This is a genomic window from Variovorax sp. PBL-E5, assembly GCF_901827185.1.
GTDB lineage: Bacteria > Pseudomonadota > Gammaproteobacteria > Burkholderiales > Burkholderiaceae_C > Variovorax.
The window spans coordinates 614,177-628,911 of the sequence record NZ_LR594672.1; the positions used below are offsets into that span (position 1 = coordinate 614,177).

A 14,735-nucleotide genomic window follows, 5' to 3' on the forward strand; every position below is an offset into this window, starting at 1 on the left:
TCCTTCTATTGCAACCGAATGTACCAGGTAAACAGCGTAAGCGTGCAGTCGCTTAGCCTTTTTAGGCTCTTAGCGTGAGACCGGTGAGCAGCCGAGCGACCGGAGCAGGGCGGCTGCCTGCTGGCAAAGCCCTTTCCGGCTATCGAAAGGTTCTGCGAAACGTAAGGTTCACCCGACTCGAATCGCCAGGCTCCTTGAAGATGCCGTGGCGCCATTCGTTCTGACAATCGCCCTTCATCACCAAGAGCGAGCCCCCTGGGAGCGAGTTCTTGTGCCGCATGCCGGTCTTCTGTGCTCGAAGACGAAGGTTCGCGAATCCCCGAGAGAGATTGAGGCGATGACGGGCTGCGGGCCCAACTGGGTCTCGTCGTCCGAGTGCATGCCGATGGAGTCATTCCCGCTTCGATAGCGGTTCAGCAGGACGCTATTCAGGTCCGTCGGCACCCCATGGTCGCAAAGGTAGGCCTCTATGCGCTGACGGACGGCTTTCAAGGGGGCGGGCATCGCCACCGGTTGGTGAAGGATGCCGGAGTAAGCGTAGGGCACGTCCCCGAACCAAGCCAGTTGGCGGGGGAACTCCACCAGGCGACCGCCCCAGCTGGCCATCTTGGTCTGCCACTGAATCCCGTCCAGGCAGAACTCAAGCAGCTCCGCATGGTGTGCGGGAGTGAGGAAGGCGGGTTCCCACAGCACGTCAGGGAACGGGCCGATGAAATCTGAGAAGAACGAGTTGTCCATAGGTCCTTGCAGCGGTCTCTTTCCCCAGGAGGCGGGCTTCGGTCCGATTACGCGACGGCGGTGGCAGCGAAGCCGATGACCGTCATGCCCGCGCCGAACGCAAGCAGAACGGCCAGCTCGAAGTTGTCGAGGAATCGCGATTTGAGAGAGTAGGTTGCAGGCCTGTTCCTGGGCCTTTGAGGGTTGAACCTCGTGTAGGCAGGTGGTTTACTCGAGGCCGTCTCCGCGCCTGCTACGCATCCGCTGTGGCCAGGTCCAGCTCCGCGAGCTTCCATGCCTCTGTACCGGAACAGAACACGTCCTGAGGCCGGTTCGCGCGGTCCAGGCCAAAGTAGAGGCCAAGGTCCTCGCCATCGACGGACATCACCATTGCGTCCTTGCCCGCCCGACGACCGTCGGGGTGGTCCGCTCGAACCCGGACGAAACCGCCCCTGTTGAGAATGTGCGCCATGCAGTGCCCCTTCAGACGGCGGGCGCCGTGTGGTTGAAAACCTGCCGGAGGTACGCCAGGAAGGTCTCGTCCTTGCACAGCGTCTTCCCCGCGGAATCGGACAGCTTGGCAGTAGGCTGACCATTGCAGCTCATGAGCTTCATGACGATGTTCAGCGCAGGGACGCCCATGTCGTTGGTCAAGTTCGTACCGACACCGAAGCCCACCTGCACGCGGTCGGCAAAGTGGCGATAGAGGTCGAGCGAACGCGGGATGTCGAGGCCATCCGAGAACACCAGACGCTTGGTCCCTGCGTCAACGCGCAGCTTGGCGTAGTGGGCCAGGGCCTTTTCGCCCCACACCTTCGGGTCACCTGAGTCGTGGCGCAGACCGTCGAACAGTTTTGCGAAGTACAGGTCGAAGTCCGCCAGGAACGCGTCCATGCCAACAACGTCCGTGAGCGCAATCCCGAGGTCACCGCGGTACTCCTGCACCCAATCCTCCAGGGCGGCCTTCTGGAAGTCGCGCAGGCGCACGCCAAACGATTGGTAGGACTGAAGGTATTCGTGCGCCATCGTGCCGATTGGCACCAGGCCGTGCTTGCGCGCCAGGTAGACGTTGGACGTGCCCTTGAAGTATTCCGGGACCTCCCGCGCGAGGGTGGCGACCACCTCGTCCTGCCATGCACCAGAGAAGCGTCGGCGCACGCCGAAATCGGAAAGGTCGAACGGAAAGCGCCGTGGCGCCTCCTTGCCGAAGGCCTTGAGCATTGCAATCTTCTCGGCGAGGCGCGCGCGGCCTTCTTCTAGCGCGAGAGCTTGGTCGACATTGCGGAAGTAAAGCTCGTTGACGATGGCGAGCACGAAAATCTCAAACATCATGACGTGAACCTGAGGTCCCGTCGCGACAATGTTCAGGGCATCCCCGCTCACGGAAACCTTGATGAACTTGCGCTGAAAGTGGAACAGCGCAAGGAAGTCGACAAAGTCCGATTTGATGTACCGCAGGCCGCGCAGATAGGTCAGTTCGTCTTCACTGAAGCGCAGGGTGCACAGGTCGTCCAACTGCTCGTTCACCTCCGCCTCGAGCTCTGCCAGCGGAAACTGCGGTTTGTTTCGACAGACAAACGCATACTCCGCGTGTGCACCAGGGTGCCGATGGAGCATCGCCTGCAACATCGAGAACTTGTAGAGGTCGGTTTCCAGCAGGGAGCGGATGACAGGAACGAAGGGCTCTCTTGCGGAGGCCTGGGTTGCGGTGAAAGCGGTCATTTTTTGAGGTGGCGGCATTGCCGCGCGGGAAGGTGTACGTGCAGTATAGCACCGTTCGTTGCGCCGCGCAACTAACGAAAGAGGCGAGGCCGCGCCTGTCGTTCTCTTCCTCACCATGCTGTGCGTGCATCGAGGTGACGCCTACATGCATCCTGCCGAACTAGCTCAAGCTGAGCTTCATCACCTCGCCGTCCTCGAAAGCTCCTATACCGGCGCCGAGCGAGAAGAGCCGCAGCTCGCCGGCCAACCCACTCCTGTCAATCTGCTTGCGGGCCGCCCCTTTGGCAACAACGAGAGCGTCCTCCTCGCGCAGCACCCCGACACCCGAGGAGCTGGCCGCCGCGTCAACCCCCAGCGTCGCAACAACCACCACCTCTTCAACCGCCCACCGCCCGGCCTTGAACGCAAGGGACAGTCGGACGGTCTCACCGTCGACGCGGCGGACAGCCGTAAGCCAGACATTCGACCGGTCAAGGCCAAACCCTTCGGCGACCTTGTAGCCCTTCAGGCCCTCGGCCGGCCCCTGCAGCACGCCGTCCCCTTCAAGCACCCCCACGAAAGGCATGCCCAGGCAGTCTTGCACGAAGCCTCCTCGGAAAAACGATGTCGAGAGGATGGCTGCCGGCCATTGCTGGCGCACAGCCAGCACCAGGCGCCCGCCCAGCTCAGCGGCGTCAACCTCGACCAGACCGTTCGACACGCCAGGCGCAAGCGCGAACACGCGATTCCCGGACTGCCAGACTCGTAGAGCGGTCGAGGGGAGGTTGCTGCCCGACGGCCCGCCGAGCGCGCGACAGGAAAGCGACACCCCTGGCCGGAGCCGTAACACGACCCGGTAACCAGCCGTCCTGACGATGGCGGCCTCGTGCCGAAGGACTTCTTGCAGCTCGCCTTCAGTGACATCAGCTACGGGCGACTTGGCGAGCGCATCCCAAAGCACCAGGCCCGAGGGGCCACGCGCGACGACAAAGCCGTTGAAGGCGGCCAGAATCTTGTCGCCAGCGTGGCCAAGGCGCTCCAGCTTCAAGGAGCCTGCGAGCGTCTGCCGGACGCGCAGCCGCGGCGCGGTCTGTGTCGCAAGCGTGCTCGCAAAGGTTGACGGCGGTTCCGAGCGCTCTCCGGTAGCGAAGGTGAGTTCGTACCAAGCGCGCAAGGCGGGCGGGATGCCCGCCACGAGCCTCGCTGCGGGCGGTAGGCGAACCTTGCTGTCAAAGAGGGACGCGCGCGACCGCATACGCTCCTCGAGCGCCCCGCGACTGAAGTCCGGGTGGGTACCCTTGTAGGGATGAATGCCGGTCCACAGCTGAAACGTGACCACGGCCCAGGCAAACCAGTCACTGCCTTCGGAAAACTCGTTCTGGGAATAGTCGCGGATGGAGGGCATGATTGCCGTGGCAGGGAAGCCAGGCAGCTGCCAGGAGTCCACATCGATTGCCGTTGGCAGCAACCCGTGGACGAGCCAGTTCATCTCGTTGGCGTCGACCATCAAGGCCTGGTGGTCATGAGCGGCGATGGTGATGCCTCGCATGGCCTCTACAACCTTCGCCGTCTCGGTAAGGCCAAACTGATGGGTGTCCCTCCAGCTGTTCGTGAATGCCTTGTAAAGGGCTTCTCCGGGCGCCTTCGGCAGCGACAGCCCAATGAAAAGTCCATTCTTGTCTCGAAGGATGGCTTGCGGAGCGGCGATGCCGGGGTGCTTGATGGCCGCCAGGGCGGCGACCTTGCGCTCCATGCCCGCCCGGATTGCTTTGGCCGGCTCCAGGTAGACCTTGTACGCCGTGTCCCCCTTGACGTAGACCGAACCTTCGCCACCGGTGGCAAGGTGGTCGTTTCCCGTCAACACAAGGCTTCGGCCTCCTTCCGGGTAGACGGTGACGCGCTCACTCATCGCCCGGCTCCCGGTCAAGCCAGATGCCGGCGACCGCGAGGTCATCTGTCGGCATGCCCCCCGCCTTCAGCCAGTCTCGAGCAAGCTTGGCCACCCGCCTACGCACGAACTCCCCTGTGGAGTTCTTCACTGCGGCCACCGCGGCAGCCGTTGCCTCAAGGCCTTCCTTGGTCGTGCCGAGCCCGTCACTGCACACAAAGACGGCATCCAGGTCCTGGCGCTTCACGTCCAGGGTGAGCTCCCAAGCCGGCGCCTGCGAGCTCTGAGCACAAACGTCGCTGCCCAGGACGCCGCCGTTGGCATCGAGCCTGGTACGTACGCAGTTCCGCAGCTGGTCCCTGTATTGCTCGTCGTAGGCAGTCTCCAGGGCAGGGTCTCGGAGGTACTGAAGGTAGAACGGGGCATTCGCAGAGTATTCGACCGACCAGACGGATAGGCCTCCGTCCCTGTGTCGGGCGATGACGACTCCGTCCCCGAACAGGCAGCAGCGCACAAGTGCACCATCGCTTTGGAGTACGCCGAGCGTCGAAAAGCCGTCCTCTGTGCTGAGGTTGGCCAATAGGGGCTCCGCCCTCTCAAGCACGCGGCGCTGCAGCTCGTAGGCGGGCAGCAGCTCCCCCGCAGCGCGAATGAGGACGCGTCGTGCGGCAAGCGCCCAGACACGGGCGCCGAGGTCCGAGGCCCCTCCACTAGAGCACCCATCCGCGACCACTGCCCATGCGACTCCTTCGGCCGAGCCCGCAAGGCAATAGTCCTGGCACGCCGTCGCCGCTGCGGTATGGCTGCTCCCTGTCAACACGGCATGGTCTGTGTGCATGCTCAACCCCTTTTGCTTGCGATGCTCAGTGTAGCTTCGTTCGTTGCTTGGTGCAACTATCGAACCGCAGGAAAAGGCCACCAAGGATTGATTCATCCCTGGCGGCCCGAATTAACGCTGTGCTACGCGATTGCAGGTTCCTGCTCTTCTTCGAAAGCGCGCACGATGTTGGCTCCGTGGAAGAGCCTGCCACCCCCGATGACCCCCGACGGCACCCATCCCGGTCCCTCGATGAACTTCATCCACGAGGTGAAATTGCCTTCATCACGGCGATGCCGATACTCCGTGACCATCCAGGCAGCGAGTTCCTTGGCAGTCGCGAACACCGGGGAAATGGGGCTGCCTTCGGTGGTGTGCTCCCAAATCTGGTAGCCCAACCCTGCCGGAGGCTCCACCTTAGTCCACTTCTCGGCCTTTTTCCTCAGCCGGTTGGTGCGCCAGATTTGACACTCGCCTTCACACGCGCTGCACGACATCGGGTGGCCCAACCGCTTGCATTCGGCTCTGATAACAGCCCAGGAGTTGATACTGTCGTGCCCCATGCCTCCGATGCTCCACGCGTTGACTTGCGCCGCAGTGGGCACGACCGCCGGCTCTTTCTTCACCCAACCGTCGCCGGGGCTGAACGTGGAAGTGAAGTCCCAGAGGCGGTCAGCCTCCAGCAGAGCTGCGACGTCGTCGTCGTTGAGGTGGTGGCTCCACTGCTGATTGAACAGGTCGCACAGCCGTTGCGCCTCACGATTCAGTGCGACGGGCCCTTGACCGTAGAACCCGGGTGCGCTCTCCAGGTTCCTCGACGCGAACGCGATGATGGGCGCGTCTTCGGTCGTCCAGGGCCTGCTGCCTCTGTCCTCCGGTCGAAAGGCCGAGTAGCCGTACCACTGGTTATGCAGCTCGGTGAGCTGCGGCGATTCGCCTCGCCCGCCGCATTGCCGGCACGGTCGGGCATGCTTGCTGAACGGATTCAGGAAGCCCTTCCAGACCTTTTCCAGCGGCCACTTGAAGTCCAGTGCGACTCGCTTGAGTTCACGTCCCATGGAAGTTCCTTTGACGCAGTGCGTCGTACTTGGGCTCGGGGCCCGTTGATAGAAATGCTCTGGGACGTGTAGAAACCGCGCGAGGGCCGCGCAAGCCCGCCTTAGGGCCAAGCGCGTGGACCCTGGCTATGGTCAGGTGAGCGATTCCAGGTCTGCTATGACCTTGGTGCAGACCTCGAGCGGAGGCTTCCCGGGGAACTCGTTGTTGGCCCGGTCCACGGCAGCGTGGACCGCTTTACCCAGCGCCAGGCGGTCGGCACCGCTCTGGTCCGCCTCCGCGGCGACCACATCGGCCAGTGCGTCCGAGAGACGCTCGAGCGCGTCGGAGGGCATGCCGCACTTTTCGGCAACCCGAAGGCCGTAACCGATTTTTCCTGCCGTAGCCAAGAGGTCGTCATCGGCTGCGGTCGCTGCCAGCGGCAGCAGCAGGAGGGCGGCCGCGAGGCCGAAGGGGGCAAGTTTGCGAGTCATGTGCGTGAAGGAAGTGCGGTTGCGCAGTGCAGTCACCGCCTTTAGCCAGCCCTGCTGGGCCTAGGCGGCACGGCGGCGTGGCGACTTTTGGCAGAAAAAAAGAGCCCTCCGTCTAAGCGGAGGGCTGAGCGCGGCGAGCGCGCGAATCTAGGCGGTTGCGGTGCCCTTGCGAGCTTTGCTGGCCTTGGTAGCAGAGGGCTTCGCGCTGCCATTCGACTTGGCTGCGCGAGTGACACGATAGAGGTCGAAAATCATCGTGGCCTCGAGCTGCGCAGGCGCCATGCGGGCATGGTGAGCCACGAATTCATGAGGACGGGTGAACACCGCCTCGTGGTCCGCAGGAAGCTTCAGCGCACCGGGCGCCGGCAGCTTGCAGCGGTTCGCCAGAAAGATGGCGTGACCTGCGCACTGTGCTGAGGTCTTCGCCTGCTCCTCCCAGTTCGGGCTTTCGTAGTCGATGCCTGCCGTGTGGCAGGGCATCCGGATACCCGAGTCAGCTTGTGCCAGAAACTCGCCAGGCTCCGAGGCTCCGAGCCAGCCAGGAGCGCTGTTGCGCCGCCATGGACACTCGAAACATGGTTTTTCGTGTTGGGCGCAGGGCGATGCGTCGGCAGGCTTGAACTCGGGATACTCCTCGTAGAGCGCTTGCTCGGGCGTTTGCCCGTCCTCGTAGGGGCCCATCCAGGCGTCCTCGTCGGCGACGGATACGCCATGCTTGCCCGCGAGCTTCTCGAGCTCGAGGTACCAGTGTTCCCAGATGACGCCCCGGGCCTTGTTGAATTCAGGCATTTCGTTCCTTCGTAGTTGACCTACAGGCGTGTAGCGAAGGGCGAGGCGCCGAGCTTGCCGGACCGCCGGCGCGGTTTAGGCAAGAAAATGGCGCCCGGTGAGGGGCGCCAGTTGTAAGCAGGGAGGGGTGCGCTTAGCTGGCGTCACAGGTGACGCGCCAGGCGAGAAGGCGGCTAGCTGTGGCAACGACCTGGTCCGCCCAGGCCTTGTCCGCCTCGAAGTCCTCGGTCGAAACGCCGAATCGCGCCGCGATGTCCGCCATCTCGGCGGCCGACGCGACCGTGGCGCCCAGGGGGAGCGAGAACAGATTGCCTTGGTGGTCGTAGCCGACGCCATCGACCTCCACCCAAGCGTGGGTGAAGCCGTCCGCACGGTAGCGGAGTACCGGAGCTGCGCCTAGTAGGGTGAAGCGCTCGTAGAGCGCTACCGCCATGGCCCAGCAGCCGCCCTCTTCGAAGTGGAAACCAGCTTCGGCATGTTCGACGGCTAGCGCCATCCCGGAGGAGATGTTCCCCGGATGAAATTCAGCATGCATGGTGTCCTCTGTGTCCTTTCGCTGTGTAGCAAGCGGAAGGCGAGGGAGGCCGTGGCGCGGCGCTTCGAGCTACCTCTTGAATTCCCAGTAGGTGCCTGTGGCCGTCGGCACCTTCGTCAGGCCGAACCGGCTGCTCGCTCCGAACCCTCGAAAAAGTGCTGCCAGGTCGCCAAGGAGAATGCGCGAGTCACCGTACGCTGAGTGGCCGAGGAAATCCGTGTTGACGTTTGAAGCGTCCATCGTCTCCAGGCCCGGCAGGACGATGAGGTCGGCGCCGGCGGAGCCCGCCCGTACTCCTCCCCAGAGACCCATAGATGCCGTCAGCGCTTTGTCCGCCTGGGAGGCGTACAAGCTGACGGGGGCACCGACTGCGACCAGCCGGGGAATGGTTTGCGAGGCGGCCGTGAAGTCCCAGGTGTACGCGGGCAGGGAACCATTGGAGGGCCAACTGTAAAAAACGGGGACCGAGGATAGGCCCAGGTCGGCGGAGATTTGTGCGGTCCGGTATGCCGCGTCTACGAAGGGAACGTTGAACCCGTGAATGAAAAGGAAGGCAGATTTCACACCTGGCGCCCGGCTAAGCGCAGTGTTCATCTCTTGGTAGAACTGTGCGGAAGTCAGCACCCGCTGGTCGAGAATTACGAAGTGCTTTTCGGTGCTCTCCTTCTGCCAGGAGGACGGCCTTTCGATACGGCCCATCTGATGAATAGGGCTAGGTGGGACGCTCACCTTCATGGCCCCCAGGACGATTGGGCCCCCCCTCTTTTCCAAATCTCTCCGGGCCCTCAACAGCTTTGCGGTCCGTTCCGAAGAAAACGTCCAAGACCATTGGCTTGGGGGGCCCCGCCAGGCCCGCGCAGCCTGAGAGCGCCGCCGCCAGGACTGCAACGGCCATGGAGGCCGACCAAAGTTGACGCGATTTCGCGGCCATCAAGGATGCCAGTGCCATGAACCCCTCCATTGTGGAAAAGCGGACAGACGATGGCGGCCTAGTGGTTTTAGGAGTTTGGCCGGCTACGCATTACAGCCGAATTCTGGAGTGACGAGAAGCCCCGCTCCGAGGGGCCAGCGCCCTGAAGCCACGTGCTCTGAACGACCGCGGGGCGAGCTCGAAGCGGGGAGGGCACCGGCTAGTGGTGGCTAGACCGAGAAGAACTACTTCTTCTCAGTCGATAAGGAACCCATGCCAACACACGCATCCCTCTCGAAGTACCAACAAGGCCAGAACCTCTGGTTTCACCCCGAAACGGGCGTCGAGGTGCGCGCTGCCCTCGAAGCAGCGTTCAAGACGCGATATGCCGTCCGACTCTGGTTCGGCGACACCAAGACAGGCCGCGCCTGGCCGGAGCAAGACCACGTCATCGGGCAAATCGGACGGTCGGCGGGCAAGCGCAAGCTGCCGCTCCTCGCGTCAGCCGATGGCGAGGCCGAGCTGCAAATCGAAGACCAGTGCATCGTTCGAATCGACCTGGCCGCACCTGGAACGCTGCCGGGTAGCTCCGTTTACCGGCATCAGGCGTTCCACACTGGCGACTGGGCCGTATCGGCCTCAGATAAGCGTGGTTACGCCGAGGACGTGCTGAACGATGGAAAGGTGCTGGCGCGCTTCAAGCAGAATGGCGCCGGCGCCCGCTACATCGACTTTCTGACCGGAGCATCGAATGCCTTCTGAGCAACCACGGCCCGTCCGCCCGGAGCTCGCTCCCGCATTCCAGCCTGGCCAGGTCATCGAGTTCTGCGACGACTTCTTTGTCGTCAGGGACAACCTCGGCGCCAGCGGGACGGTTACCCACCTTGACGGGCAGCACTGCTCCAGCAACTGGCGCTGGTCCTTTGAAGACGAGGTCTGCCGTCTCGCGACGGAGGCAGAGCTCAAGGCTCTCGACACCGGCCTGCCTCTCGTTTCCGCCGCGCTGGCGAGACTCAAGGCAGCCTCCTAACCAACGTCATTCCAAGCCGGGCCCTATTTGGGCCCGGCTTTGCCTTGTGCTCGGTGAGCGTTCCCGCAGCGCCGCAGGCACCGGTAGTGAGCATCGGGCGCTTGGCCCCGCCACCAACCCCGAAAGAAGGGCCGCTGTCCGGGAGGGAGCAGCGGCCGCTGAATTTTCGCGCCCTGGGTCAGCAGGCTTGGGTCCAAGCCAGCTCGCCACCCTGGTAGATGCGAAGAATGAGCTTGTCGTGGGTGCTTAACCATCGGCGCTTCACCTCAGGCACGAGGAGGAGCAGAAAAGATGAGAACTCATTAGGGTCGAGCCCTTGGGCAAGGTCTGGATGAAGGAGCTGAAGTTCAACTCGTGCAACATCGACCTCCTGGTCGCCTTTGACGGCAACAAAGACAATTGAAGTAGTCATGTGGTATCTGCTGAAGTTTTCCTGTCTTCTATAGCCAACCGCCGCCGCGTCGAGCCCTGCTCCGGGCAAGCTTCGGGAGGACAGGGGCCGGCGCGCCCAGCAACCCCCGGCACGCTAGCTTACCGGCGGGGCTCTCCTGGTTAGCTGCATATACTGAGCACGCGCAGCCCCAGCGCGCCGTCCTCGCCTGCTAACGCAGGTACGGTGAAACGGGGCATTCAGGACACACACACGAACTTTTTGCTTTGCGCAAAGGCGAGTATGTAAAGAGGACAGCATGCATTCACGCCAACGCGCGTATTGCAAGGAGTATTTCACGTGAACGTTACCCAACCTACGCCCAGCCAAGCCGCTGTGGTGCTGAAGAACTTTTTCCGTCGCAAGAGCATCCCGGTCGACCTGGGCACAGCCCAAGAGGCCGTGGCGCTTACCAGGGGCTACGCCTCCTGGAACGTCCTTGCAGCCAATGAAGCCCCGCGCGGTGGCAAGCAGCGCCCAGGTGCTGCGGCCTCCAAGCCGCTCGCTAGCGCCACAGGCGATGAGCTCTGGGTGGTCTGCGGCCGGCTCGGAGGCGATACATTCGACGAGCAACGTAGCATCTGGGCACCAAGCGGCCAAATCGCGGCTCAACGCTTTCAGCGTGCTCTTCTCGAAGACGACGGCCGCATCGATGAGGGTGAGACCTACGACCAATACGACGAGTACTACTCGGTGCTCGTCAACTCCAAGACGCTCGTCGGCAAGCTGGCAGGCGGGCGGTTCGAACTGGACGCGGATACGCTGCCGGAGGAGCATGTCGCCAAGGAACCCGCTAACCCGCAGGCTCCAGAGCGCAGCGAGAAGGCCAGCGAGTCACCCTCTCTGGCGGATATTGAACAGTGGTCGGCCGAAGTTTCGGCGCTCAAGGCTGACAAAGAGGACGCCCTGGTCGTGCTCAAGGACCGGCTCGAGAAAGCCGTTGACGCTACCGGCCTGCTCAAGGCTGCCAAGCGGATGGACGGCCGCGATGAACGGGCCATCGAGGAAGACAAAGGTAGCCCCTACGTGCAGCTAAGCTACAACTTCAAGCTCAGCAATCGTTTTGCCACAGAGCTCGTGGTCACCCTTCGGGATGACACGCTTGCCGTCTACGTACGGACTTGGGAGATGCTCGATGAACTCGACATGAGCAGCAACTACCAAATCTTCGACGAGCGGTCTGGCGACTTCGACACCGATGCCGAGTTGCCTGACAAGGATGAGCCGCTCGCGGTGCTCTTGGCCAACGCGCTCAAGGAAGCGAGGGGCCACAAGGAAATGCTGCAAGCACGCTACAACGTAGCTTGAGGGCGACCTAGCCTAAACCATTCGCCGCCGGACTCAGTCCGGCGGCTTTTTCTTGGCGAGAAGGCATTGCCGACGCGGCTTCATGCCTCTTATACTTTGAGCACGACATCCCTGATGAGCCGTCCTCACCTGTGAAAGCAGGTAGGCAATTCGGGGCATAAGCACCTCCGAACTTCTTGCAAAAGCAAAGGCTTCGCGTGTACCAGAGGACGACACCGAATCCAAGAACCCCTTTGTTTTAGCAAGGAGCATTTGCATGCCCGCTCGTTTTGTATCGCCAGGCCAAGCGGCATTGGCGCTGAAGTCGTATTTCTCTCGTCAGGGGATTGAACTCGCGCTGTGCATGGCAAAAGAAGCCGTCGCAGTGACGAGAGGCCACATCTCCTGGAACAGCCTCATGGCCGCGAGTGCGCCCGGTACCGACGAATCTGACGAGCCAACCTGGTGCCACCACTGTGAGGAGCCGCTCGAGGGCAAAACCGGTTACTGCACCGACCCGCGCTGCCCCTACCACCAATGGAAGCAGGAAGTGCCGTACGGCCGAATGGTCCTTCAAACGACCGAGCAGCTCGAGGCACGCTATGGGCCGAGACGTGGCCAAAGCGTCTGCCTGAACGAGGCCGAGAGCGTCGCCCGCACGGAAAGCGCCGGGCGGCTGGCCGCTGAGCGCACCGATGGGCCCGACGCCAAGCTGTGGCTGGTGCCGCCGCCACAGGACTAGCTCAGCCCGCGAGTGGAGTCCGGGGCGTCTCGGCCGGCCGGTTCAGGGCAATTCCTCTGGGTTCGGGCCCAGCCCGTCGATAGCCAGGTCCTGGTCGGCGGCGTTCTCCTCGGCTACGTCCCCAGAAATCTCGAAAACTTCCTTCCAAACCTCCGGCAGGGGCACCCCGGTTTTTGCGGCCAGGTCAGCCGCGAGCCGGCCGGCATCTGTCGAACTCGGCTGCGCCTCCTCGTCATGAATCTGCGCGCTAGTCAGGTTATTGCAGATTTCTTTGATGCCGCTGTAGAAAACCGGGGAGTCTTTCGGGTCGGGGGTAGGGTTGTCGTGTTGCATGTGTACTTTCAAAGGCCCCCGGAGTGGGGCGGCGATTCTAGTGAGCGACCCCGAGCTTGCCAAGTGCTTCGTTGAAGCGCTCCGACAGGCGGGGTTCTCGGAAGAAATCGCGGTCACGGGGTCGAGCTAGCTACACGCAAGCAGGACAACCACAAGCAACCTCATGACCCCCAACAACCAAATGGACCTCTTCTCGAGCGTCCTGCACGCCTACTCCAAGGAGCAGGAAGGTACGCTGGACAACGACAGCCTGTACAAGGCCGTCGCCGTCGGCATGGAACTGCCTGACGACACCGTGAGCCTGCGCAAGGCCACGGGCGAAGAAGGCGCTTCATTTAATGTGTTCAAGCGCAAGTGCCGCTGGTACCAGCAAACGCTGAAGCAGGCAGGCATCCTCGAGCACGTCGAGGGCGAGCGCGGCGTTTGGCGCCTTACGCGACCTGCGTCGAAGGACCTGAACCGCATCGAGCCCACAGTTTCGGTGGTCGGCTTCTCCACGAAGCTGGGCATTGCCATCCTAGGCTCATGCGAAACGGTCTTCGCCAGCATCGACTCGCCCATCACGCTTGTCATCACGAGCCCGCCGTATCCTCTGGCCAGCGCCCGAAAATACGGCAATCCCACGGAGCCCGAGTACGTCGACTGGATTTGCAAGACGCTGGAGCCAGTTGTTCGCAACCTGGTGCCTGGCGGCAGCATCTGCCTGAACATCTCCAACGACATCTTCCTGCCCGGCTCACCGGCGCGCTCTCTCTACCGCGAGCGGCTGGTGCTGGCGCTGCATGACCGGCTCGGTCTCCACAAGATGGACGAGCTCATCTGGTCGAACCCTTCGAAGGCCCCAGGCCCGTTCCAATATGCCAGCAAGGCGCGCACGCAGCTCAACGTGGCGTACGAGCCAATTTACTGGCTGACAAACGACCCTCACCGGGTCAAGTCGGACAACCGTAGGGTGCTGCAAGCCCACACTGAAGAGCACCTGAGGCTCATCCAGCGTGGCGGCGAGACCCGCGATACCAGCAACTCCGATGGTGCATATTCGATTCGGCCTGGCAGCTACGGCAACGAGACCGCCGGCCGCATTCCGCGGAACATCCTCACGTACGGCCACCGGTGTGCCGCTCAGACTGCTTACAAGCGGGATGCTCGAGCACTCGGCTTGCCTGCGCACGGAGCGCCCATGCCCCTGAAGCTTGCGTCGTTCCTGGTCGAGTTCCTCTCGGAGCCCGGCGACCTGGTGGCAGACCCATTTGGCGGTTCGTTCACAACCGCGGACGCTGCTGAACGGCTTGGCCGCAGGTGGTTGTCGACAGAGTGCATGGTCGAGTACGTGCTCGGCGGGGCCACGCGGTTCCGCCAGGCCGAAGGCTTCGTGCAGTCGCTGCTGCTACCAAGGAAGGCTCAGGCCGACCTGGAGCTGATGGCAGCGTAGCCGGAGCACAGCTTCACTTCATTCAAGCCGCCGGACCTAGGTTCGGCGGCTCCTTTTTTTCCGGACAGGCCTGCGCCGGCGCTCTACTCCTGGCTCGCGCCAGGATGAACCGTATCTACTCATCGGGGATGCAACAGTAGCCAGTCCTCTAGCGCGGCCGGAAGTTCCGAGTCGACAGATGCCTCCGCTACCCAGATGGTCCACTTTGCACCAAGCAGCCCCCATTTCCCGTCCTCGCCGGCGAACTTAAAGATGCCTTCGACCTGCACCGGCACGGCAGAGGGCGCAGGGAATCGTAGCGCCTCGTTCGCAGCTACGACGCGCGCGAACTCAGCGCGGGCTACCGCTCCAGCCGAGGAAATCAACAGCGAGAAGGTCGCGTCGATAACGTCGCGGGCCGCTCCTGGCCCGACTTCGTACCGGCATTCAGCGTGGAGTACATGGTGCACGCGAAACTCGAAGGCGTCACACTGTTGCCAGTGGAGGGGGTGAGTGGAATACAAGTCTGTTTTCATTTGAGTACCTTTCAAAGGTTGGTTAGAGGGTCACGACGGAAGCAGTACTCGCCGTCAAAGAGTGGAGGGAGTGAACGCCG

General features: G+C 62.7%; 18 protein-coding genes. 5 read left to right on the forward strand and 13 right to left on the reverse strand.

Annotated elements, in window-relative coordinates; genetic code table 11:
- Positions 1-237: 237 nt before the first annotated feature.
- The 10 genes from WDLP6_RS30780 to WDLP6_RS30825 all read right to left on the reverse strand — a co-directional run bounded on the left by WDLP6_RS30780 (position 238) and on the right by WDLP6_RS30825 (position 8,711).
- Positions 238-738, reverse strand: coding sequence for an alpha-ketoglutarate-dependent dioxygenase AlkB family protein (locus tag WDLP6_RS30780; RefSeq protein ID WP_232076893.1), 501 nt, complete (start codon positions 736-738; stop codon positions 238-240).
- Between the two features lie 232 nt (positions 739-970).
- A complete protein-coding gene (locus WDLP6_RS30785) occupies positions 971-1,189 on the reverse strand; it encodes a hypothetical protein (RefSeq protein WP_162571035.1) in 219 nt (72 codons plus the stop codon).
- 11 nt (positions 1,190-1,200) lie between these two features.
- Positions 1,201-2,439, reverse strand: coding sequence for a nicotinate phosphoribosyltransferase (pncB, locus tag WDLP6_RS30790; protein WP_162571036.1), 1,239 nt, complete (start codon positions 2,437-2,439; stop codon positions 1,201-1,203).
- Between the two features lie 160 nt (positions 2,440-2,599).
- Positions 2,600-4,327: a hypothetical protein gene (locus tag WDLP6_RS30795; RefSeq protein WP_162571037.1), complete on the reverse strand. Its 1,728-nt coding sequence runs from the start codon at positions 4,325-4,327 to the stop codon at positions 2,600-2,602.
- The gene (locus WDLP6_RS30800; protein ID WP_332106004.1) at positions 4,320-5,240 is read right to left on the reverse strand and encodes a protein phosphatase 2C domain-containing protein; all 921 of its coding nucleotides are present in this window, start codon (positions 5,238-5,240) and stop codon (positions 4,320-4,322) included. The genes WDLP6_RS30795 and WDLP6_RS30800 overlap by 8 nt, the downstream gene beginning before the upstream one ends.
- A gap of 26 nt (positions 5,241-5,266) precedes the next feature.
- Entirely contained in the window at positions 5,267-6,181 is a 915-nt protein-coding gene (locus tag WDLP6_RS30805) for a hypothetical protein (protein WP_162571039.1), read from the reverse strand.
- Positions 6,182-6,313: 132 nt separating this feature from the next.
- Positions 6,314-6,652, reverse strand: coding sequence for a hypothetical protein (locus WDLP6_RS30810; protein ID WP_162571040.1), 339 nt, complete (start codon positions 6,650-6,652; stop codon positions 6,314-6,316).
- A 147-nt stretch (positions 6,653-6,799) separates the two neighbouring features.
- Positions 6,800-7,441, reverse strand: coding sequence for a hypothetical protein (locus WDLP6_RS30815; protein WP_162571041.1), 642 nt, complete (start codon positions 7,439-7,441; stop codon positions 6,800-6,802).
- Positions 7,442-7,574: 133 nt separating this feature from the next.
- The gene (locus WDLP6_RS30820) at positions 7,575-7,976 is read right to left on the reverse strand and encodes a hypothetical protein (RefSeq protein WP_162571042.1); all 402 of its coding nucleotides are present in this window, start codon (positions 7,974-7,976) and stop codon (positions 7,575-7,577) included.
- Positions 7,977-8,045: 69 nt separating this feature from the next.
- A complete protein-coding gene (locus WDLP6_RS30825) occupies positions 8,046-8,711 on the reverse strand; it encodes an alpha/beta hydrolase (RefSeq protein ID WP_162571043.1) in 666 nt (221 codons plus the stop codon).
- 448 nt (positions 8,712-9,159) lie between these two features.
- Between WDLP6_RS30825 and WDLP6_RS30830 the strand changes: the two genes are divergently transcribed.
- Positions 9,160-9,648 (forward strand): hypothetical protein, encoded by a 489-nt coding sequence (locus WDLP6_RS30830; protein WP_162571044.1) that lies wholly within the window; start codon positions 9,160-9,162, stop codon positions 9,646-9,648.
- Positions 9,638-9,916 (forward strand): hypothetical protein, encoded by a 279-nt coding sequence (locus WDLP6_RS30835; RefSeq protein WP_162571045.1) that lies wholly within the window; start codon positions 9,638-9,640, stop codon positions 9,914-9,916. Before WDLP6_RS30830 ends, WDLP6_RS30835 begins: the two co-directional genes overlap by 11 nt.
- 178 nt (positions 9,917-10,094) lie before the next feature.
- Here WDLP6_RS30835 and WDLP6_RS30840 read toward each other — a convergent pair whose 3' ends face one another.
- Positions 10,095-10,328 (reverse strand): hypothetical protein, encoded by a 234-nt coding sequence (locus WDLP6_RS30840; protein WP_162571046.1) that lies wholly within the window; start codon positions 10,326-10,328, stop codon positions 10,095-10,097.
- Between the two features lie 318 nt (positions 10,329-10,646).
- On the opposite strand from WDLP6_RS30840, the gene WDLP6_RS30845 reads away from it, so the two are divergent.
- Both WDLP6_RS30845 and WDLP6_RS30850 read left to right on the forward strand, forming a co-directional pair.
- Entirely contained in the window at positions 10,647-11,654 is a 1,008-nt protein-coding gene (locus tag WDLP6_RS30845; protein ID WP_162571047.1) for a hypothetical protein, read from the forward strand.
- Positions 11,655-11,910: 256 nt separating this feature from the next.
- On the forward strand, positions 11,911-12,375 hold the full coding sequence (locus WDLP6_RS30850; RefSeq protein ID WP_162571048.1) for a hypothetical protein: 465 nt from the start codon (positions 11,911-11,913) through the stop codon (positions 12,373-12,375).
- Between the two features lie 42 nt (positions 12,376-12,417).
- On the opposite strand, the gene WDLP6_RS30855 is transcribed toward WDLP6_RS30850, so the two are convergent.
- Positions 12,418-12,708, reverse strand: coding sequence for a hypothetical protein (locus tag WDLP6_RS30855; protein ID WP_162571049.1), 291 nt, complete (start codon positions 12,706-12,708; stop codon positions 12,418-12,420).
- Between the two features lie 163 nt (positions 12,709-12,871).
- Here WDLP6_RS30855 and WDLP6_RS30860 point away from each other — a divergent pair, with 163 nt between their 5' ends.
- Positions 12,872-14,140, forward strand: a complete 1,269-nt coding sequence (locus tag WDLP6_RS30860) for a site-specific DNA-methyltransferase (protein WP_162571050.1) — start codon at positions 12,872-12,874, stop codon at positions 14,138-14,140.
- Positions 14,141-14,259: 119 nt separating this feature from the next.
- Here WDLP6_RS30860 and WDLP6_RS30865 read toward each other — a convergent pair whose 3' ends face one another.
- Positions 14,260-14,655 (reverse strand): hypothetical protein, encoded by a 396-nt coding sequence (locus tag WDLP6_RS30865; protein WP_162571051.1) that lies wholly within the window; start codon positions 14,653-14,655, stop codon positions 14,260-14,262.
- Between the last annotated feature and the right edge of the window lie 80 nt (positions 14,656-14,735).

What these genes read in the sequence shown, in the direction of transcription:
- WDLP6_RS30785 (WP_162571035.1), bottom strand. Translation starts at nt 1,189, where the DNA reads ATGGCGCACATTCTCAACAGGGGCGGTTTCGTCCGGGTTCGAGCGGAC.
- WDLP6_RS30840 (WP_162571046.1), bottom strand. Translation starts at nt 10,328, where the DNA reads ATGACTACTTCAATTGTCTTTGTTGCCGTCAAAGGCGACCAGGAGGTC.
- WDLP6_RS30795 (WP_162571037.1), bottom strand. Translation starts at nt 4,327, where the DNA reads ATGAGTGAGCGCGTCACCGTCTACCCGGAAGGAGGCCGAAGCCTTGTG.
- WDLP6_RS30825 (WP_162571043.1), bottom strand. Translation starts at nt 8,711, where the DNA reads ATGAAGGTGAGCGTCCCACCTAGCCCTATTCATCAGATGGGCCGTATC.
- WDLP6_RS30865 (WP_162571051.1), bottom strand. Translation starts at nt 14,655, where the DNA reads ATGAAAACAGACTTGTATTCCACTCACCCCCTCCACTGGCAACAGTGT.
- WDLP6_RS30850 (WP_162571048.1), top strand. Translation starts at nt 11,911, where the DNA reads ATGCCCGCTCGTTTTGTATCGCCAGGCCAAGCGGCATTGGCGCTGAAG.
- WDLP6_RS30855 (WP_162571049.1), bottom strand. Translation starts at nt 12,708, where the DNA reads ATGCAACACGACAACCCTACCCCCGACCCGAAAGACTCCCCGGTTTTC.
- WDLP6_RS30805 (WP_162571039.1), bottom strand. Translation starts at nt 6,181, where the DNA reads ATGGGACGTGAACTCAAGCGAGTCGCACTGGACTTCAAGTGGCCGCTG.
- WDLP6_RS30815 (WP_162571041.1), bottom strand. Translation starts at nt 7,441, where the DNA reads ATGCCTGAATTCAACAAGGCCCGGGGCGTCATCTGGGAACACTGGTAC.
- pncB (WP_162571036.1), bottom strand. Translation starts at nt 2,439, where the DNA reads ATGACCGCTTTCACCGCAACCCAGGCCTCCGCAAGAGAGCCCTTCGTT.
- WDLP6_RS30810 (WP_162571040.1), bottom strand. Translation starts at nt 6,652, where the DNA reads ATGACTCGCAAACTTGCCCCCTTCGGCCTCGCGGCCGCCCTCCTGCTG.
- WDLP6_RS30800 (WP_332106004.1), bottom strand. Translation starts at nt 5,240, where the DNA reads ATGAATCAATCCTTGGTGGCCTTTTCCTGCGGTTCGATAGTTGCACCA.
- WDLP6_RS30780 (WP_232076893.1), bottom strand. Translation starts at nt 738, where the DNA reads ATGGACAACTCGTTCTTCTCAGATTTCATCGGCCCGTTCCCTGACGTG.
- WDLP6_RS30820 (WP_162571042.1), bottom strand. Translation starts at nt 7,976, where the DNA reads ATGCATGCTGAATTTCATCCGGGGAACATCTCCTCCGGGATGGCGCTA.
- WDLP6_RS30860 (WP_162571050.1), top strand. Translation starts at nt 12,872, where the DNA reads ATGACCCCCAACAACCAAATGGACCTCTTCTCGAGCGTCCTGCACGCC.
- WDLP6_RS30835 (WP_162571045.1), top strand. Translation starts at nt 9,638, where the DNA reads ATGCCTTCTGAGCAACCACGGCCCGTCCGCCCGGAGCTCGCTCCCGCA.
- WDLP6_RS30830 (WP_162571044.1), top strand. Translation starts at nt 9,160, where the DNA reads ATGCCAACACACGCATCCCTCTCGAAGTACCAACAAGGCCAGAACCTC.